The sequence below is a fragment of the Nocardiopsis sp. FR4 genome, assembly GCF_009830945.1.
GTDB lineage: Bacteria > Actinomycetota > Actinomycetes > Streptosporangiales > Streptosporangiaceae > Nocardiopsis.
This window is the reverse complement of record NZ_VWVV01000010.1, coordinates 172,493-191,876: the sequence shown is the minus strand read 5'-3', so window position 1 is coordinate 191,876 and position 19,384 is coordinate 172,493. Positions and strand designations below refer to the sequence as shown.

Here is a 19,384-nt window from a genome sequence, read left to right as displayed (position 1 = left end):
GCCCTCCGTCCACAAGGTGCCTCCCGCTCCAGGTGAAGGGCCTTTCCACCGGCGTTCCGGGCCGTGCCCGCGGCCAGGTCCGGTCAATCGCCGCGGCGGTGCGCCGGGGGCGGCGGAGCGGTCCCCGGGCGGACCGAGTGCGGACCCGGGGTGGGCCAGGGGTCTCACGCCAAGCGGAACGGGCGGCGCCGCCCGGCTTGGATAGCGCTTTCCAGTAGGATGATCGGAGCAGGGTCGACGCAGCGTACACACCTCCTGGAGGCTGAGCCATGACCACCGCCCCGGACACCACACCAGAGGAACTCGACTCCGTCCTTCGACGGGCCGCGGCGGCGGCACCGCTTCTGGCCGCCCTCGCCCCCGCCGAACGGGCCGGTCTGCTCCGCGCCGTCGCCGACGCGCTGGACGCCGCGGCCGACGAGCTCGTGCCGATCGCCATGGAGGAGGCGCACTACCCCGAGGCGCGCTGCCGCGGAGAACTGGGCCGGACCACCTTCCAGCTGCGCTTCTTCGCCGACGTGCTGGAGGAGGGCTCCTACCTGGAAGCCGCCGTGGACCCGGCCGACCCCGACTGGGGCACCCCTCGTCCGGACGTGCGCCGCCTGCTGGTCCCGCTCGGACCGGTGGTGGTGTTCGGGGCGAGCAACTTCCCCTTCGCCTTCGCCACCGCGGGGGGCGACACCGCCTCCGCCCTGGCCGCCGGATGCCCCGTCGTGGTCAAGGCCCACCCCGGGCACCTGCGCCTGGCCCGCCGGACCGGCGAGGTCGTGGTTGACGCGCTGGCCGGCGCCGGGGCGCCCGAGGGCAGCTTCGCCCTGGTCGAGGGGGTGGAGACCGGCAAGCAGGCGGTCACGCACCCGCTCACGCGGGCGGTCGGCTTCACCGGTTCCATCCCCGGCGGGCGGGCCCTGTTCGACCTCGCGGCCTCGCGGCCCGACCCGATCCCCTTCTACGGGGAGCTCGGCAGCGTGAACCCGGTGTTCGTCACCCGGCGGGCCGCCGCCGCGCGCGCGGACGAGATCCTCAGCGGGTACGCGGAGTCGGCCACCGCGGGCTCCGGTCAGTTCTGCACCAAGCCGGGCGTGCTGTTCCTGCCCGAGGACACCAAGCTGGAGCCCCTCGTCGAGGACTTCACCGGACGAACCGCCGCCCCGCTGCTCAACGAGCGCGTCACCGAGGGCTTCGTCCGCAACCTGGACAGCCTCTCCGCGCACCCGGCCACCGAGATCCTGGTCCAGGGCCGGCGCAGCGGCGAGGAGTGGACTCCGTCCCTGCTGCGGACGGACCTGGACTCGCTGCTGGAGAACGCGGACGTCCTCCTGGAGGAGTGCTTCGGTCCGGCCACCCTGGTGGTGACCTACGCCGACGAGCGGCGGCTGGTGGAGGCGGCCGGGGCGTTCAAGGGCCAGCTCACCGTCACCGTGCACGGCGAGGAGGACGACGAGATCGCGCCCGCGCTGCTCGCCCTGGGCGCCTCCCTGGCCGGACGGGTGCTCTGGAACGGCTGGCCGACCGGTGTGGCGGTCACCCACGCGATGACGCACGGCGGCCCCTACCCGGCGACCACCGCGCCGCTGCACACCTCCGTGGGCGCCACCGCACTCCGCCGCTGGCTGCGCCCGGTCACCTACCAGTCGGTCCCGCAGTCGCTGCTGCCCCGCGAGCTGCGCGACGACAACCCGTTGGGCGTACCGCGCCGGGTCAACGGCGAGGCCCCGTCGGCCTGACCCCGGTACCGCGCGGCCCCGGGGCGCCCCCGCCCCGGGGCCGCGCCGACCCGTTGCGGCTTCGACCCCGCCGCGCCGGGCACGGCCTCCGTACCCGGCCCGGGCCGGAGGCTTCTGACGGACCGCCGTGAGCTTGGCCCGAAAGACCTTGGTGCCGGGGGAGCGTGCGCGTAACCTCGCGCCATGGACACCGACTCCGCTCCCGCGGCCGCCCACTCCGCCGCCACGCCCCCCGACGTCGAAGCCCTGATCAGGGACCTGCCCAAGGTGGAACTGCACGTCCACCTGGAGGGTTCGATGCCCGCCGACACGCTGTTCGAGCTGGCGCGCAGGCACGGTGTGCGGGAGGTCCCCGAGAGTCTGGACGAACTCCGGGACTGGTACCTCTTCACCGACTTCCCGCACTTCGTCGAGGTCTACCTCGCCTCGGTCGCGACCCTGCGCGAGGAACAGGACTTCGCCCTCCTGACCGCGGCGGTCGCCGGGAACCTCGCCGCCCAGAACGTGCGCTACGCCGAGCTGCACGTCAGCCTCTACGCCCACCTGATGCGCGGCGTGCCCGCCCGCGTGGTCTTCGACGGGATCGAGGAGGCCCGACGCGTCGCCGAGTCCGAGCACGGCCTCCAGCTGCGGTGGATCCCCGACTTCCCCGCCGACTTCGGACTGGAGAGCGCCGAGGCGACCGTGGAGGCGGTCCTGCGCGACGCGCCGCCCAGCGTGGTCGGCTTCGGCGTCGGCGGTGTGGAGACCCCGCTGGAGCAGTACGCCGGGGTCTTCGGCCGGGCCCGAGCCGCGGGCCTGGCCAGTCTGCCGCACGCCGGTGAGCACGGCGGGCCGGAGCGGGTGCGCGAGGCCCTGGACGCGCTGGGGGCCGAGCGCATCGGCCACGGCATCGACGCGATGCGGGACGAGGCGCTGGTCGCGCGCCTGGCGGAGGGGCGGATCCCCGTGGACGTCAGCCCCACCTCCAACCTGTGCACGCGCGCGGTGGCCCGTCTGGAGGAGCACCCACTGCCCCGCATGCTGGAGGCGGGCCTGCTCGTCACCCTCAACAGCGACGACCCCACCATGTTCGGCACCGACCTGCTCAACGAGTACCGCACCGCCCACCGGCTGGGCCTGGGCGCCGCGGACCTCGTCCGGCTCGCCGCGAACGGTGTGCACGCCGCCTACCTGGGGGCGGCGCGCCGACACGCACTGCTGGCCGAGATCGCCGAGGTCGCCGCGCGGCACGGGGTGGACCCGGCGGGGACCGCTTAGGCGGGGGAGTCGGTCAGCGCGAGCCCGCACTCGGTGCGCATGTCGAGCCAGGTCTGTGTGGCCTGCTCGGCCGCCGTGCCCTCGTAGGGCACGGGGATCCCGCCCTGGATCTGCGCCGGGGCCCAGTCGGCCTCGAGCACGCTGCCCTGGTCGAAGGTGAGGGTGAGCACGCCCGTCTCGGCGGTGGGGCCGTTGAAGTTGTAGAAGACGAAGTTGCCCAGCCCGTAGTGCACGTAGGCGTCTCCCATGAAGCCGCCCGGTGAGAGCACGTGCGCGTGGCCGCCCACGACGGCGGTCGCGCCCGCGGCGATCAGCTCCTCGGCCAGGCCGGGGGCGTGGGGCAGCGGGCAGTGCGCGCCCTCCAGCCCCCAGTGCAGGAAGACCACCACGTTGTCGTGCGCGGCGGCGGCCTCGGAGACGGCCGCCACCATGCGCTGCCGCATCTCCCCCTTGGTGGAGGCCAGGCCGGGCTTGTCCTCGCCCGGGGTCCACTCCGCGATGAGGTGGTCGTCCATGACGTCGGTGGCGCCGAACAGGGCGACGCTCTGGCCGTTGACCTCGGCGACGTGGGGCGTGTAGGCCTCGTCGGCGTCGCGTCCGCCGCCGACCAGCCGCACGGAGGAGGCCTCACCGTTGTCCAGCGTGTCCAGCAGCCCGTCCGTGCCGTAGTCCATGCCGTGGTTGTTGGCGATGCTGGCCACGTCCACGCCCGCGGCGGCCAGGGCCTCCAGGGCGCTGTCAGGCGTGCGGAACAGGAAGGCCTTGCCGGGTGCGGGGGTTCCGCCCTCGGTGACGGCGGTCTCCAGGTTCACCATGGCCAGGTCCGCGGCCGAGAGCTGCTCGGCGATCGGCCCGAGCGCGGTCTGGGGGTCGGCCAGGCGGGGTTCGAGGATGCCGTCGAACATCACGTCGCCGCCGAAGGCGACGGTGAAGGGCTCGCCGGCCGCCGCGGGTTCCGTGCTGGGGGAGGGGGCGCCGGTGCCCTCGTCGAGGGGTGCCGCCGCCTCCTCGCTCCGCTCCGGCTCCACCGGGGAGCCGTCGCCCGCGGAGCAGCCGACGGCGAGGAGGAGGGCCAGGCTCGCAGCACCGGTCGAGAGTGCCGTGCGCGTGTGGGGGCGCGGGGATACGGGGTGCATGCATGCTCCAGTGGGACGGGGGAAACGAAGGGCATGTCCTGGAGTAGGACGCACCCCGCACGCTTCCGGTTGGCCTTTCCGTTCCTCGTGGCCGGACGGGTGCCGGACGGGCGTACACCGGTGTGCGGAGCGTCGGGCGGCGCCGACGGCTCCCACCGGTCCGTCGCCCCAGGGTACGCGCGCATGACCAGAGCTTTTGCTGCTCTTGGTGTGATCCGGGGCGTGCGTGAAACCACAAACCCCTGCGGTGGTCGAGGTTTCCGAACGTTCGGCCGGCAGACAAACATGGATATGATCGTTTTCTTGAACTATTCCAGTTTGTGTCCTATGCTGTGCCTCATGGACGACGCCACCGATCTCCGCGCGGTCGGGCTGCGGGTCACCGCGGCGCGGCTGGCCATCCTCTCCACGGTGCGCTCCGGCAACCACCTCGACGCCGAGCACATCGCCGAAGGCGTGCGCGAGAAGGTCGGGCACGTCTCCACGCAGGGTGTCTACGACGCGTTGCACGCCCTCACCGGGGCGGGTCTGCTCCGCCGGATCGAACCCGCCGGTTCGCCCGCCCGGTACGAGGTCCGGGTCGGCGACAACCACCACCACCTGGTCTGCCGCGCCTGCGGAGAGGTGAGGGACGTCGACTGCACGGTCGGTCGAGCCCCCTGCCTGCAGCCCTCCGACGCGCACGGCTACGTCATCGACGAGGCCGAGGTGGTCTTCTGGGGCACGTGCCCGAGGTGCCAGGAGGAGGCCACCGCGGTCTCCGGGCCCCTGGGCGCGTCCGACCGAGCGCACAGGACGGCCGCGGACTGAGCCGGTCCACACGCCACGAGGCCCCGCGGAACCCGGTTCCGGGGTCCCGGTCCGGTGCCGCGATGAGGCCGCGCAGCACTTCCCGTCATTCCCGTATTCCCGTTACCACTTGAGAAGGTGCGAGTAGTGAGCGTTCCTTACAGCACGGACGACGCCGGCATCCCGATGCCGCACGACGGTCTCTCGCAGTCGGTGGGCCCCAATGGCCCGCTGCTCCTGCAGGACCACTTCCTGCTCCAGAAGATGGCGCACTTCAACCGCGAGCGCGTCCCCGAGCGCGTCGTGCACGCCAAGGGCGGCGGCGCCTTCGGTGAGCTGGAGATCACCGAGGACGTCAGCCAGTACACCAAGGCAGACCTGTTCCAGAAGGGCAAGAAGACCCCTCTGCTGCTGCGCTTCTCCACCGTCGCCGGTGAGCTGGGCAGTGCCGACAGCGCTCGCGACCCCCGCGGTTTCGCCCTGAAGTTCTACACCGAGCAGGGCAACTACGACATCGTCGGCAACAACACGCCGATCTTCTTCATCCGCGACCCCTCGAAGTTCTCCGACTTCATCCACTCGCAGAAGCGCCGCGCCGACAACCAGCTGCGCGACAACAACATGCAGTGGGACTTCTGGACCCTCAACCCCGAGTCGGCGCACCAGGTCTCCTTCCTGATGACCGACCGCGGCACCCCGAAGAGCTGGCGCCACGTGCACGGCTTCGGCAGCCACACCTTCATGTGGTACAACGCCGCCGGTGAGAAGTTCTGGGTCAAGTACCACTTCAAGACCGACCAGGGCATCGAGACCCTGACCGCGGGCGAGGCCAAGGCCCTGGAGGCCGAGGACCCGGACGCGCACCGACGCGACCTGTGGCAGGCCATCGAGCGCGGGGAGTACCCGAGCTGGACGGTCAACGTCCAGATCATGCCGTTCGAGGACGCCGCCGACTACCGGTTCAACCCGTTCGACCTCACCAAGGTGTGGCCGCACGAGGACTACCCGGAGATCACCATCGGCCGGTTCGTCCTCAACCGGAACCCGCAGAACTACTTCGCGGAGCTGGAGCAGGCCGCCTTCGAGCCCTCGAACCTGGTTCCCGGTATCGCGATGAGCCCGGACAAGATGCTCCAGGGCCGCCTGTTCTCCTACCCGGACACCCACCGCTACCGCATCGGCGCCAACTACCTCCAGCTGCCGGTCAACCGCCCGGTGTCGCCGGTCAACAGCTACAACCGCGACGGCGCCATGGCCTTCTACAACGGCGGCGACCCGGTCTACGCGCCCAACACCGTCGGCGGTCCCGTCGCCGACGAGGCGCTGTACAGCGGTTCCAGCTACGAGGTCGCCGGTGAGATCGTGCGCTCGGCCTACGAGCTCCACAAGGAGGACGACGACTTCGGTCAGGCCCGCGCCCTGTGGGAGAAGGTCCTGTCCGAGGGCGAGCGCGCCAACATGGTCTCCAACATCGTGGGCCACGCGTCGGCTCCCGAGGTGACCGCGGACATGAAGAAGCGCGTCGTCGAGTACTGGACCAACATCCACCCGGACCTGGGCGGCGGCGTCGCCAAGGGCCTGGGGGTCCAGGGCTAGCACCACCGGCGGTACCTACAACACCCGCACCATGAGGGTGCCGGGGGCCCGCCCCCGGAACCCGTGCCCCGGCCGGATCCTCGGATCCGGCCGGGGTCTTCTTATTTCGGGCATTTGGTTAAATGCTCACATCAAGGATAATTGACTAATCCCAGTAAAGTCCGGGCGCAGGGTTTAAGGCGCTTCCCGGGCTTCCGGCAACGGATCTACTAAGTAGGTTCGTTGATGTGATTCGCGGGTTTACCCGGAAAAATTTCTTTTGCGTTGACAGCGGAGGGCATGTGTCCCTGAGCACAGGGTGTCTGAGGATGATTCTGTGACCTGCATCTACTCCGCTTCGTGGCCAAGCACTCACTTGGAGTATTTAGACTGGGGAAGAGTATTTTCCGAAAACGCCTGCGAGCCCCCCGCGGCTTGCTAACGTTGCGGTCCGTTGGCGGCACCGCGGGGCGAACTCCGAACCGGGCCGCGACGTGTACGCGGGCGGGCCGCCCCGCCGTCACACCGTTTTCCCCGGTGGCGAATCCGCCCCGACGCGGTCCGCGGGACCGAGTCCGCGGTACCGCGCGACAGCGCGGGCGCCGGTCCCCGCGGTACGAGCGCCACAACCGGCGCGATCCCCAGGCTGCATCCGTGAAAGGTCACCTCCGCATATGCGCAACACTCTCCGTTACTCCTTCGCCACCGTTATGACCGCCGGTCTGGTCGTCGCTCCCGTGGCCGCGTCCTTCGCCGACACCTCCACCAGCGGTTCCGGCGGCATCGGCAGCGGCAACCAGATCGTCGTCCCGGTGGACGTCGAGGCCGACCTGTGCGGCAACTCGATCGCCGTCCTGGGCATCTCCAAGGCCACCTGCACGCAGGTCTCGGAGGTCCTCTACGAGGCCAGCGGCAAGGGCGGCGGCACCACGACCGACGGCTCCGGCGGCGTGGCCAGCGGCAACCAGATCGTCGTCCCGGTGGACGCCGCCATCGACGCCTGCGGCAACTCGGCCTCCGTCGGAGGCGTCTCCGAGGCGGAGTGCGTCGAGGTGGTCGAGGCCCTGGAGGAGGAGAGCGCCGACGGGCCCAGGACCACGACCGACGGCTCCGGCGGCGTGGCCAGCGGCAACCAGATCGTCGTCCCGGTGGACGCCGCCATCAACATCTGCGGCAACTCGATCGCCGTCCTGGGCGCCTCCAGCGCCAAGTGCACCACCATCATCAACATCATCCAGGCCTCCCCGGAGAACGAGGGCGGCGGTACCTCCACCAGCGGTTCCGGCGGTATCGGCAGCGGCAACCAGGTCGTCGTCCCCGTCGACGCGGCCGTCAACATCTGCGGCAACGCCGTGTCGGTGCTCGGCCTGGCCGAGGCCTCCTGCCTGGAGCTCATCTCCGAGGAGGAGAAGCCGGGCGGCTCCGAGGGCCCCCGTGAGGACGACGAGAACGAGGGCACCGACTCCGAGGAGGAGAAGCCGGGCGGCTCCGACGGGGACGACTCCGAGGGCCCCCGCGAGGACGACAAGAACGAGGGCGGGGACCAGGAGGAGGGTGCGTCGGGCACCGGTGACGACAAGCCCGCCCCCGAGCAGAGGGCCGACGAGCAGCTCGCGGTGACCGGTGGCGCCCTGGCCGGTCTGGTCGCCGCCGGTGTCGCCGCGGTCGGCGCGGGCGGCGCGGGCCTGTACTTCGCCCGCAAGCGCAGGACCGCCGCCGCGGCCCCCGAGGCCACCGAGGAGTAGGCCGCCGCGGCCCCGTCCACGTCCCGAGGCTCCCCCGCGGGGCCGCCGTCCGCCGGCGGCCCCGCCCGCGTTCGGGCCCGGGCGGGTGAGGGCCGGTGCGGGGCGGCCTGAGACGTCTCATAACCTCGAAGACGTGCTCAAAGTCCTGTTCTCACGACGCATGCTGGCCTTCCACGCGCTGGTGCTGGTGATCGTGCCCAGCTTCATCTGGCTGGGCTTCTGGCAGCTCGACCGCTGGGAGCAGCGCAGCGCGTCGGTCCGGCTCCAGCAGGACAACCTCGCCGCCGACCCCGTGCCGGTCGACGAGCTGACCGGCGTCGGCCGGGATGTCGACCCCGCCGACCGCTGGCGCACCGTGGAGGCCACCGGGACCTGGGACACCGAACACGAGATCCTGCTGCGCAACCGCGACGGGTCCCAGGGCGTGGGCTTCCACGTGCTGACGCCGCTGGTCACCGAGGGGGGCCCGGCCGTCCTCGTCAACCGGGGCTGGGTCCAGCGCGGTGAGACCGCGCTCGACCGGCCCGAGGTGCCGCCCGCGCCCGAGGGCACCGTCGAGGTCGCCGGACGCCTGCACTACTCCGAGACCGAGGAGAACACCGGGCTCAGGAACCGCGACGACCTGCCCGAGGGGCAGCTCATGATGGTGGACGTGCCCATGATCGCGGAGGAGCTGCCCTACCCGGTCTACGGCGGGTACGTGGAGCTCACCCGGCAGGACCCGGCCCCGGACCCCGCACCCGAGCGGGTGGCGCTGCACGAGCTGGACTCGGGGATGAGCCTGTCCTACGCCGTGCAGTGGTGGGTGTTCACCGTCGTGGCCGTCGTCGGATGGGTGTTCCTGGTGCGGCGCGAGATCGGGGACGCCCGCGAGGCCGCCTCGGCGGAGCCTCCCGGGGAGGGCGGCGGCGCTCCCCGGGCGGACGTCCCGGCCGGGCACCGCTCGGAGAACACCGGTCAGGGCGTCTAGGGTGGCGTCCATGGACGAGGACGGTTACCCGCCGCCCGGACGCGTGGAGCGCCGCGCGGTGGACGCCCGCGAGAGCGCCCGAGCCGGGCGCCTGTGGTGGGACGGCGCGGCCGACGCCTACCAGGCCGAACACGGGGACTTCCTCGGCGACGCCGAGTTCGTGTGGTGCCCCGAGGGGCTGACCGAGGCGCGGGCCCGGCTGCTGGGCGATCCCGAACGGCTGCGCGGCTCCCGGATCCTGGAGGTCGGCTGCGGTGCGGGTCAGTGCGGCCGCTGGCTGCGCGCCCAGGGGGTGCGCGAGGTGGCGGGCTTCGACCTGTCCGCGCGCCAGTTGCGGCACTCGCGCCGCCTCGACGCCGAGACGGGGCACGCGCTGCCCACCGTGCAGGCCGACGCGCAGCACCTGCCCTTCCTCGACGCCTCCTTCGACGCGGTGTTCTCCTCCTTCGGCGCCTTCCCCTTCGTGCCCTCCGCCGAGGAGGCGCTGGCCGAGGCCGCGCGGGTCCTGAGGCCGGGCGGGCGGCTGGTGTTCTCGGTGACGCACCCGATCCGGTGGAGCTTCCCGGACGACCCCGGCGAACACGGGTTCACCGTGCGCCAGTCCTACTTCGACCGCCGCGCCTACGTGGAGGAGGACGACGACGGCAACGCGGTCTACGTCGAGCACCACCACACGGTCGGCGACTGGGTGCGCGGGATCGCCCGTGCCGGTCTTGTGCTGCGGGACATGGTCGAACCCGAGTGGCCCGAGGGCCTGGACCGGGTGTGGGGCGGCTGGGGTCCGGTGCGCGGGCGGATGATCCCGGGCACCGCGATCTTCTCGGCCGACCGGCCCGCGGAGCCCGCGGACGGCGGCTGAGCGGAGCCCGCTCAGGCGACGGGTCCCCCGAGGTACTCCGGGGGTACGGCCGCCACCAGCCACACCCCGTTCCCGCTCGCCCGGAACACGTGGCCGTCCCCGTGCATGCGTCCCGCGGCGACGGTGAGCACCACCGGCGTCCCGCGGCGGGCGCCCACCTCGCGGGCGGTCCCGGGGTCCGGTGACAGGTGGACGTCGTGGCGCCGCATCGGACGCAGGCCCCCGGCGGTGATGGCGGGCAGGAAGCGGCCCACCGTTCCGTGGTAGAGCAGGTCCGGGGGCGTGCGCGGCTCCAGTGCCAGGTCGACCCGCACGGAGTGCCCCTGCTGGGCGCGGACGCGGACGCCGTCCGGGCTGAGCGCGAAGCGCCTCTTGTCGTTGGCCGCGACGACCTCCTCCAGGGCGGCCCGGTCCAGGCGCACCCCGGCCCGCTGGCAGCCCGCCAGGAGGTCGTCCACGTCGACCCACCCCTGCGGGTCGAGCCGGAGGCCCGCCCGCCCGGGGTCGTGGCGGAGCACGCGCGCCAGGAACTTGGAGGCGCGTACGAGTTCCCTCTGGTTCATGCGTGCGATGATTCCGCCCCGCGCCCCGGCGCACCAGCGGTTTCCGGCCCAGACCCGTGCCGGTCAGCGGCCGTCGGCGGAGGCACCGGACCGGCGGGCGGACTCGCCGGTCTGCGCCAGCCTGCGCAGGACGGCCAGGAGGGCGTCTCCCAGAACGGTGCCCACCACGGCCCTCTCCAGGATCTCGTCCGTCTCCGTGACGCCCCCGACGAAGTCGAGGTCCACCCGGGCGATCCGCTCCACCGCCGCGGCGTAGCCGTCGAGCATCGCCTCGTCCACGGGGTGTCCCACGCGCCGGAAGGCGGAGAGCACCTCGGCCAGGTCGGTGAGGGCGCGCTGCTCGTTGGGGACGCACCAGGCCCGCCGCCCCACCAGCTCCGCCGCGCGCTCCGCGTCGCTCTCGTCAGCGTCACCGAACCGCCTCGTGAGGGGCGTGACGTCCTCGAGGGTCCGCCCGAGGAGTTCGTGGGCGGTCGGCTCGGGGGAGTCCACGCTGGCCAGGATCTCGCGGACGGCGGCGATGGAAAGGCCGCCCACGTCGGTCAGGGCCCGCACCAGGCGCAGCCGCCGCAGGTGCTCCACGCCGTATCTGGCCTGGCTGCGGCCGGTGCGCTCGCCCCGCGGGAGCACCCCCTCCCGCAGGTAGTACTTGATCGTCGGTACCGGGATCCCGGAGCGCTCACTCAGCTCGGCCATGCGCACGGGGCCGTTCCCCCTTCCGGACCTTCGTCTCCCTTGCGGAACACCGCTCTTTTGGATACTACTAGTATCCATATTAGATAGTGTAGGTATCCATAAAGAGGTCTGCCATGGCCGTTCCCCGCCCGAGCCCCGACCCCCGCATCCCCGTGCGGTCCGTTCCGGACTGGCACCGACCCCTCGTGGCCGTCACCCTCCTCTGCGCCGTCGTCCTGGGCCTCTCCCTGGCCGGGCTCACCCTGGACGACCGCCTCGTGACCGGGGAGCCGGTCTGGCTCAAGCCCGCCAAGTTCGCCCTGTCCATCGCGGTCTACAACGTCACGCTCGCCTGGCTGCTGTCCCTGCTCACCCGGTGGCGGCGTACCGGTTGGTGGCTCGGTACCATCGCCGCCGCCATGGTCGCCGGGGAGCTCCTCGCCATCGTGCTCCAGGCGGTCCGCGGCGAACCGAGCCACTTCAACTACACGACCCCGTTCGACACGGCCGTCTACTACGCCATGGCCGTCATGATCGTCACGGTGTGGACGGCCAACCTCGGTGTCGGCGCCATCGTGCTCGCCCAGCGCCTCGGTGACCGCGCCACGACCTGGGCCATCCGGATCGGTACCGCGATCTCCCTCGTCGGGATGGCCCTGGCCTTCCTGATGACCTTTCCCACCGCGCAACAGATGGCCACCCTGGGGGAGGGCGGCGAGGCCGGCGTCCTCGGCGCGCACACCGTCGGCCTCCCCGACGGCGGCCCCGGGCTGCCGTTCGTGGGCTGGAGCAGCGTGGCGGGCGATCTGCGCGTGCCGCACTTCGTCGGTCTGCACGGACTCCAGGCGATGATCCTGCTCGCCCTGGTCCTGCTGTACCTGCGGAGGCGGCACCCGCGACTGGCCTCGGACCTCCTGCGGCTCCGGGTGGTCGCCGTGGTCGGCGCCTCCTACTCCGGCCTGGTGGCCCTGACCACCTGGCAGGCGCTGCGCGGCCAGTCGGTCGCGCGCCCCGACGCCCTCACCCTGGTCGTGGCCGGTGCGCTGGTGGCGGCCACCGCCCTGGGGCTGTGGTGGGCCTCGCGGCGCGGGCGGCCCCGGGGGACGGACATCCCGGAACGCGCTACACTCCCGGGCTGACCGCCCCACCGCCCGGAAGGAGACGGCATGGAGGACACCACCGACGTACGCGTCCGCGCCGCCCTCCCCGGTGACCACGCGCGCATCGTGGCGGTCTGCGACGCCTGGTGGGAGCGCCCCGTGTCGCACATCCTTCCCCGGCTCTTCCTGGACCACTTCCACACCACCAGTCTCGTGGCGGAGTCCGACGGGGAACTGGCGGGGTTCCTCGTCGGCTTCCACTCGCCGTCCGCGCCCGAGGAGGCGTACGTCCACTTCGCGGGGGTCGCCCCGGCACAGCGCAGGACGGGACTCGCCAGCCGCCTGTACCGCCGCTTCACCGAGGCGGCCCGGGCCGAGGGGCGCACCGTGGTCCGGGCGATCACGTCGCCGGCCAACGAGCGGTCGATCGCCTTCCACCGCGCCCTGGGTTTCAGGGTGACCGGCCCGCACACCGACTACGAGGGCCCGGGGGCGGACCGGATGGTCTTCACGCTGTCCCTGGCGGAGTGAGGGGCGGCCCGCCTCCCGGGGCGCCCTCCCCCTCACCGCGTACGATCCGGCTACCGGAGGCGGAGGAGGCGCTGTGCGGATCTGGGCGGTGGTGGCCTCATCGGTGCGCGAGCGCAGCGACGGGGCCCTGCTCTTGACCGCGTAAATAGGTGGACGGGGCGATGTGCAGCACCCTGCAGATCGGCTCGCCCCCGAACTCCTGTCGGTGGACGTCGACGTAGGCCACTACCTGGTGTGTGGGCCCTCGAGCTCGGCCAGGCGCCGGGCCTGGCCGGTGGTGGTACCGGGCCGGTGGCCGGAGCCGACCCCGGCCCACCCGGTTGCGCAGCGTTTCGCGGTTGATGCCCAGTTGGTCGCTGACACGTGCGATCGCTCCGGGGCGTGCGGCCGCGTTCTGTCGGGCTTCCACCACCATGCGGGTGGCGCGTCCGCGCAGCCCATCGGGGTACTTCCTCGGTGCCGCCATGACTCTCGTCCTTCCCAGGTTTGAGAGCCTCCATCACACCCGGAACGAGACACAGAAGCGGCACCGGCGACCGCGTATGGGCCCGGCCCGGTGCCGCTTCTGTCACACGGGACGGCGATGACCGGTCTAAGAGTCGAAGTCGAGGAGAACAGAGGACGGCCATACCCAGGGCCCCCGGGCTCACCGATTTCACGAACGCCAGTTCAGACCCGAGCGAGAAGGTAGGACACCATGCGTGAGATCTTGATCGTGGGCGGCGGCTATGCGGGTTTCTACACCGCGTGGGGTCTTGAGAAGAAGCTGCGACGCGACGAGGCACGGGTCACCGTGGTCGACCCGCGCCCCTACATGACGTATCAGCCCTTCCTGCCCGAGGTGGTCGCGGGGTCGGTGGAGGCGCGTCACGCCGCGGTGTCGCTCCGGCGGCATCTGCACCGGACCAGTCTGATCGCGGGCGCGGTGACGGAGATCCGCAACGCCGCGCACACCGTGACGATCCGGCCGCAATCCGGGCCGGAGTTCGATCTGCATTACGACACGCTGGTGGTGACGGCGGGAGCCGTCACCCGCACCTTCCCGATCCCGGGGCTGCGCGAGCAGGCGTACGGACTCAAACACGTCGAGGAGGCCGTGGCGATCCGCGACCGGCTGCTCACGTCGTTCGACCGCGCGGCGACGCTGCCGGACGGGCCGGAACGGCGCAGGCTGCTCACCGTCACCGTCGTCGGCGGCGGCTTCTCCGGGGTGGAGGGCTTCGGCGAACTGCTGGGCCTGGCGTCCGCGCTGCTCAAGCACTATCCGGAGATCAAGGCGGAGGAACTCGCCTTCCACCTGGTCGAGGCGCGGGGCCGCATACTGCCCGAGGTCACCGACCGGCCCGGTGAGTGGGTGGTCCGCTCCCTGGAGAAGCGAGGTGCGCGCGTCCATCTGAACACTCGGCTTCTCTCCACCGAGAGCGGACGAGTCGTGCTGTCCGACGGAACGGAGTACGACTCGGGTCTGCTCGTGTGGACGGCGGGCAACGCCTCCAACCCGATCGTGCATAATCACACCGACCTCCCGGTCGACGAGCGCGGCCTGCTGAGGGTGCGCGCGGATCTCCGGGTGGGCACGGAGACCGAGGCCGTGCCGGACGTCTGGGCGGCCGGTGACGACGCCTCGGTGCCCGATCTCGCTGCGGGCCGACCGGACGCCCGCACGGTGCCCAACGCCCAGCACGCGGTGCGTCAGGGCAAGCGCCTTGCGAAGAACATCCTGGCGTCCCTGCGTGGTTGGCCGACCAGGAACTACGTGCACCAGAGCCTGGGGGTGGTGGCCACGCTCGGCTTGGGCCGTGGCATCTTCCAGTACCGACGCCTGGTCGTCAAGGGTTTTCCGGCCTGGCTGATGCACCGCGGCTACCACGTCCTGGCCGTGCCGAGCTGGGAACGCAAAGCGAGGGTGTTCGCCGTGTGGGCGACCGCCGCCCTCTACGGCCGCGACATCGTCTCTCTCGCCTCGGTCCAGCACCCGAGGGACGCCTTCGTCTCCAGCGGTGAGCCTCGGCGGCAGGAGTCACACTGAGCGTGTCCGCCGCCGGGTACCGCCGGTGACCGCCGGGACTCTGCCGTCTGTGCCGGAGGTGAAGAGGGACCTGCCGTGCCGCGGTGCGGCAGGCCCCATCCGTCTGTCGGCGGGCCCTCGAGGGCCCGCCGCACGCCGACTCAGCTCTGCTGGGCGAGCCAGTCGGCGAACCGGGTCGCGCCGATGTTCGCGTCCGGACCGGGGAGCAGCGTGGTCTCCTTCAACTCCGCACCGAAGTACGGGGCGTGCACGTCGGTCACGACCTTGCGCGGGTCCTTCTTGGCGGCCAGGCCCCTGCGGATCAGCTCGTCGAGCTGGAACTCGTCGGGACCGGCGATCTCCACGACCCCGTTGACGGGGCCACCGACCGCGGTGCGGCCGACCGCGGCGGCCACGTCGTGGGAGGAGACGGGACGGATCTTGACCGGGGCCAGCCGGACGGTGTCACCCTCGGTCGCCGCCTCGGCGATGCCCTTCATGAACTCGAAGAACTGCGTGGCGTGAACGATGGAGTACGGGATGCCGGACTCCTTGATCAGGGTCTCCTGCGCCTGCTTGGCGCGGAAGTAGCCGCTTTCCTGCAGCCGCTCCGTGCCGACCACGGAGAGCGCCACGTGGTGGGTCACACCCGCGTCCGCCTCCGCCTTGAGGAGATTGGTGGTCGAGGTCCGGAAGAACTCCATCACGGCGTCGTCCTCGAAGGACGGCGAGTTGGACACGTCGACCACGGCCGACGCACCGGTCAGGACCTCGGCCAGCCCCTCGCCCGTGATCGTGTTGACGCCGGTGTTCGGGGCGGCCGGTACCGCATCGTGCCCGTGCTCATTGAGCTTGGCCACCAGCTTCGAGCCGATCAGTCCGGTACCGCCGATGACTACGACCTTCATGGTGACGATCCTTTCGAGATGTACGGTGTCGTTCACACTGGGGAAGACCGAGTACGAACGTCTTCTGTGACACGGGAGCTGTGCGTGAAGCGGTCCTCTCGGCCGGAGGGCCGCTATTCGACGAGCTTTCCGTCGGTGGAGACTTCCGCCATGAGGGACGCGATCTCGTCCGGAATGGCTGGGATGCTCTCGCGGGTGATTCCCGTTGTCGGGGACCAGACGAGGTTCACGCGGAGGGCGGGATCCATGTCGGGGAAGTCACTGCGGTTGTGACACCCGCGGGTCTCCCGGCGTTCCAGCGCCGCTTCGAGAGTGGCGCGGGCCGCGAGGGCGGCCGACTTCAGGTCGAAGGCGTGGGCGAGGTCCTGGAAGCCGGCGATGTCGGGGTGCACCCCTACGTTCTGCATGCGTTTCTCGATGGCGTCCAGTTCCGCCAGCCCGGTGCGCAGGCCCTCTTCGTTACGGACGACGCCGGCGTGCTCGGTCATCGTGTTGCGGATCGCGCGCTGGAGCGCGCGGACGTTCTCGGGTCCGTCGGCGGCGAGCAGTTCCTCGACGTCGGCGCGCGCCTGGGCCACGGCGGTCGCGGACCGGGGCTGCGCGGTGAGCGACTCCGAGTAGGCGGCGGCAGCCTGACCGGTGATACGGCCGTAGACGAGGAGTTCGATCAGGCTGTTGCCTCCCAGCCGGTTGGCGCCGTGCAGTCCGCTGGACGCCTCGCCGATGGCGTACAGGCCGCGCACGTCGGTGCCGTGGTCCTCGGGACGGACCCAGATGCCCCCCATCGAATAGTGCGCCGTGGGGGCGACCTCGATGGGTTCACGGGTGATGTCGAGCATCTGCAGTTCGAGGAGTGTCTGGTAGACCCGGGGCAGCCGGTTCATGATCGTCTGACGGGGCAGATGGGAAACGTCCAGCCAGACCCCGCCGTTGGGGGTGCCGCGGCCTTCCTTGATCTCGGTGTAGGAGGCGAGGGCCACGCGGTCGCGGGTGGACAGTTCCATGCGCTCGGGGTCGTAGCGGTTCATGTACCGCTCGCCGAGGGCGTTGCGCAGGATGCCGCCCTCGCCGCGGGCGGCCTCGCTGACCAGAGTGCCAGCGGCGTTCTCCGGTTCGATGATCCCGGACGGGTGGAACTGCACCAGCTCGGGGTCGCGCAGGCGGGCCCCGGCCTCGACCGCCAGACGGAAGGAGTCGCCGGTGTTCTCGTCCCGCCGGGAGGAGGTACGGCGCCAGATGCGCGTGTGCCCGCCGGCCGCGAGGATGACCGCGTCCGCGTGGACGAGGTAGCCGGTGCCGTTGTTCAGGTCGAAGCCGTAGGCCCCGAAGACGGCACCTTCGTGGACCAGCAGCCGTGTGATGTACACGGTATCGAGCACGGGTATGTCGAGCTGACTCGCACGCCGGACGAGGGCGCGCTGGATCTCCAGACCGGTGTAGTCACCGGCGAAGGCGGTGCGGCGGAACGTGTGGGCGCCGAAGAAGCGCTGGGAGATACGGCCGTCCCCTTCGCGGGCGAATTCCATGCCGTAACGCTCCAGGTCGTCGATGCCCAGGGCCGCCCCCCGGGTGACGATCTCGGCCGTACGGGGGTCGCCGAGGAGGTAACTCTCCTTGAGCGTGTCCGCGGCGTGCTGCTGCCAGGAGTCCTCGGGGTCCATCGTGGCCAGCGCCGCGTTGATGCCCCCGGCGGCCAGGGACGTGTGGGTGTCCCCTTTGGGGCGCTTGCCGACGGAGACGACGTCGACACCGGCCTCGGCCAGTTCGATCGCGGCCCGAAGGCCGGAACCTCCGGTACCGATCACCAGCACCGTGGTGGAAATTTGTCGTTCGGTGATAGGCACGATTGCTCCAGTCGCAATGGGTGGTCACTGAGTAGGACCGGGTCAGGCGGCGGTTTGTGACAGCGGCAGAACACGTGTCACAACGTGATGGTGGTCGGCGTTCCCCGCCAGGCCATGCGCGCGTACGGACACAACGCGTCGGCCTTCTCGATCAGGTCGTCGACCGTCTCGGCAGCGGCTCCGGGCCACCGCACCACCAGATCGACATGCAGCAGATAGCCGCCGTCCTCCGGGTCCCGCCCGAAGGCGACGGTCGCCTCGATCGAGATCGCCGCCGGATCGAGGCCCTCCTGACGTGCCAGCAGGCTCAGCGCGCCGCGAAACCCGCCGCGAAGAGCTGCTCGGGGTTGGTTCCCCGGCCGTCACCGCCCAGCTCGGCGGGCATCCGCAGGTCGAGGTCGAGGGCGCCGTCGGACGAGCGGGCCCGGCCGGAGGCCCGTTCATGTGAGGCCACACCGCCGTGGACGGTCACGGTGGTCGTGTAGATGGGCGAGAACTCCTCCCCGTCGTAGTCCTTCTCGGTCGGCAGGGTGGACAACTGGATCCGCTCCGTCACGGCATGACTCCGTTGTCGTCGAAGTGCGCGTTCCCGGCAGAGGTCCGGGACCGCTGAATGACCGCCGAGCAGCCGGAAATGTGACGGACGGTCCCTCGAAGCCCCGACCGCGGCGCGGTCAGTCCCGCAGTGAGGCCACGAACGGCTTCAGCTTGTCCGGGTTCATCACCCACATGATCTGCTCGATGCCGTCCGCCGAGATGCCGGCGGTCAGCAGGGCGACCGCCTCCCCGCCGGACGAGACCAGCACGGCCGACCGGCCGTTCGCCTCGACCCACCGGATCTCGGACTGCAGCCAGAAACGCGGAGCGAGGGCCACGAGGTACCGCGAGACATGGGCCCGCCCGACGACCGGGATCTTGGATGCGCCGCGGATTCCGTTTCCGTCCGAGTAGCTGACGACATCGGCGGTGAGCACGTCCTCCAGCGCCGACAGGTCGCCCGTTCGCGCGGCGGAGAGGAAGACCTCCAGCAGCCGCCGATGGGCCGCCGGAGTGACGCGCTCCTTGCGCTCGGCGGCCAGGCGCCTGCGCCCGCGGCTCACGAGTTGACGGGCGTTGGCCTCGGTGATCTCCAGGATCTCGGCGACCCGTCCGTAGGGGTAGTCGAACGCCTCCCGGAGCACGTAGGCGGTTCGCTCCAGGGGATTCAGCCTCTCCAGTAGGAGCAGCACCGCCATTTCCAGGGCTTCGGCCCGCTCCGCGCCCAACTGCGGATCCTGCGCGGTGTCGACGGGCTCCGGAAGCCAGGGTCCGACGTAGGACTCCCGGCGTACCCGCGCGGACTGGGCCAGGTTGATCGCCAGCCTCGTGGCGACCGTGGTCAGGAAGGCGAGCGGCTCATTGACCTTCGCACGGTCGGTCTTCTGCCATCGAAGCCAGGTCTCCTGCACGATGTCTTCGGCCTCCACCGCACTGCCCAGGATTCGGTACGCGATGCCGAAAAGCCGTGAGCGCGCCGAAAGGAAGTCCCTCGTCGCTTGGTCCAGAGTGCCGGGTCGGGCGCCAGGGTGCATGGGTCATCCCTTCTGGCCTCGTGCACCCCATGCTACAAGCGGCCGGGGACGGACGCTGTGGCGGATGGTCGTTCCACCGCCATCACGTTGGCACACCATGTCACCCGGCCACTCTCCGACAAC

General features: G+C 71.3%; 18 protein-coding genes and 1 other annotated feature. Of the genes, 10 read left to right on the top strand and 8 right to left on the bottom strand.

What is annotated here, in order from left to right:
* The first annotated feature begins 269 nt into the window (after positions 1-269).
* Both FYW95_RS12295 and add read left to right on the top strand, forming a co-directional pair.
* Positions 270-1,727 (top strand): aldehyde dehydrogenase (NADP(+)), encoded by a 1,458-nt coding sequence (locus FYW95_RS12295; protein ID WP_159945075.1) that lies wholly within the window; start codon positions 270-272, stop codon positions 1,725-1,727.
* Between the two features lie 183 nt (positions 1,728-1,910).
* Positions 1,911-2,987: an adenosine deaminase gene (gene add, locus FYW95_RS12290; RefSeq protein ID WP_159945076.1), complete on the top strand. Its 1,077-nt coding sequence runs from the start codon at positions 1,911-1,913 to the stop codon at positions 2,985-2,987.
* Here the strand turns inward: add and FYW95_RS12285 are convergent.
* On the bottom strand, positions 2,984-4,123 hold the full coding sequence (locus FYW95_RS12285; RefSeq protein WP_159945077.1) for a CapA family protein: 1,140 nt from the start codon (positions 4,121-4,123) through the stop codon (positions 2,984-2,986). The two genes, add and FYW95_RS12285, sit on opposite strands and share 4 nt — an antisense overlap.
* A 339-nt stretch (positions 4,124-4,462) precedes the next feature.
* Between FYW95_RS12285 and FYW95_RS12280 the strand changes: the two genes are divergently transcribed.
* The 5 genes from FYW95_RS12280 to FYW95_RS12260 all read left to right on the top strand — a co-directional run bounded on the left by FYW95_RS12280 (position 4,463) and on the right by FYW95_RS12260 (position 10,061).
* On the top strand, positions 4,463-4,933 hold the full coding sequence (locus FYW95_RS12280) for a Fur family transcriptional regulator (RefSeq protein WP_159945078.1): 471 nt from the start codon (positions 4,463-4,465) through the stop codon (positions 4,931-4,933).
* A 126-nt stretch (positions 4,934-5,059) separates the two neighbouring features.
* Complete coding sequence (locus tag FYW95_RS12275) at positions 5,060-6,508, top strand: catalase (protein ID WP_159945079.1); 1,449 nt, start codon at positions 5,060-5,062, stop codon at positions 6,506-6,508.
* A 653-nt stretch (positions 6,509-7,161) separates the two neighbouring features.
* Positions 7,162-8,232 carry a chaplin family protein gene (locus FYW95_RS12270; RefSeq protein WP_159945080.1) on the top strand — a complete coding sequence of 357 codons (1,071 nt, stop codon included), beginning with the start codon at positions 7,162-7,164 and terminating at the stop codon, positions 8,230-8,232.
* Between the two features lie 133 nt (positions 8,233-8,365).
* Entirely contained in the window at positions 8,366-9,202 is an 837-nt protein-coding gene (locus FYW95_RS12265; protein ID WP_159945081.1) for an SURF1 family cytochrome oxidase biogenesis protein, read from the top strand.
* Between the two features lie 10 nt (positions 9,203-9,212).
* Positions 9,213-10,061 carry a class I SAM-dependent methyltransferase gene (locus tag FYW95_RS12260; protein WP_159945082.1) on the top strand — a complete coding sequence of 283 codons (849 nt, stop codon included), beginning with the start codon at positions 9,213-9,215 and terminating at the stop codon, positions 10,059-10,061.
* Positions 10,062-10,072: 11 nt separating this feature from the next.
* On the opposite strand, the gene FYW95_RS12255 is transcribed toward FYW95_RS12260, so the two are convergent.
* Positions 10,073-10,624 carry an RNA 2'-phosphotransferase gene (locus tag FYW95_RS12255; RefSeq protein WP_159945083.1) on the bottom strand — a complete coding sequence of 184 codons (552 nt, stop codon included), beginning with the start codon at positions 10,622-10,624 and terminating at the stop codon, positions 10,073-10,075.
* 63 nt (positions 10,625-10,687) lie between these two features.
* Positions 10,688-11,320, bottom strand: coding sequence for a MerR family transcriptional regulator (locus FYW95_RS12250; protein ID WP_236568069.1), 633 nt, complete (start codon positions 11,318-11,320; stop codon positions 10,688-10,690).
* 113 nt (positions 11,321-11,433) lie between these two features.
* Here FYW95_RS12250 and FYW95_RS12245 point away from each other — a divergent pair, with 113 nt between their 5' ends.
* From FYW95_RS12245 to FYW95_RS12235, 3 genes are all read left to right on the top strand, one after another.
* Complete coding sequence (locus tag FYW95_RS12245; protein WP_159945085.1) at positions 11,434-12,438, top strand: hypothetical protein; 1,005 nt, start codon at positions 11,434-11,436, stop codon at positions 12,436-12,438.
* 27 nt (positions 12,439-12,465) lie between these two features.
* Positions 12,466-12,930 (top strand): GNAT family N-acetyltransferase, encoded by a 465-nt coding sequence (locus FYW95_RS12240; RefSeq protein ID WP_159945086.1) that lies wholly within the window; start codon positions 12,466-12,468, stop codon positions 12,928-12,930.
* A gap of 154 nt (positions 12,931-13,084) precedes the next feature.
* Positions 13,085-13,191 (bottom strand) — a sequence feature (AL1L pseudoknot).
* Positions 13,192-13,627: 436 nt separating this feature from the next.
* Entirely contained in the window at positions 13,628-14,959 is a 1,332-nt protein-coding gene (locus FYW95_RS12235) for an NAD(P)/FAD-dependent oxidoreductase (RefSeq protein WP_159945087.1), read from the top strand.
* Positions 14,960-15,099: 140 nt separating this feature from the next.
* Here the strand turns inward: FYW95_RS12235 and FYW95_RS12230 are convergent, their stop codons facing one another.
* From FYW95_RS12230 to FYW95_RS12215, 5 genes are all read right to left on the bottom strand, one after another.
* Complete coding sequence (locus FYW95_RS12230; protein ID WP_159945088.1) at positions 15,100-15,846, bottom strand: SDR family oxidoreductase; 747 nt, start codon at positions 15,844-15,846, stop codon at positions 15,100-15,102.
* 113 nt (positions 15,847-15,959) lie between these two features.
* Positions 15,960-17,690, bottom strand: a complete 1,731-nt coding sequence (locus FYW95_RS12225) for an L-aspartate oxidase (protein WP_159945089.1) — start codon at positions 17,688-17,690, stop codon at positions 15,960-15,962.
* Between the two features lie 77 nt (positions 17,691-17,767).
* Complete coding sequence (locus FYW95_RS28905; protein WP_236568076.1) at positions 17,768-17,992, bottom strand: OsmC family protein; 225 nt, start codon at positions 17,990-17,992, stop codon at positions 17,768-17,770.
* A gap of 5 nt (positions 17,993-17,997) precedes the next feature.
* Complete coding sequence (locus FYW95_RS27700) at positions 17,998-18,246, bottom strand: OsmC family protein (RefSeq protein ID WP_201294829.1); 249 nt, start codon at positions 18,244-18,246, stop codon at positions 17,998-18,000.
* Positions 18,247-18,364: 118 nt separating this feature from the next.
* Entirely contained in the window at positions 18,365-19,261 is an 897-nt protein-coding gene (locus FYW95_RS12215) for an RNA polymerase sigma-70 factor (protein WP_159945090.1), read from the bottom strand.
* Between the last annotated feature and the right edge of the window lie 123 nt (positions 19,262-19,384).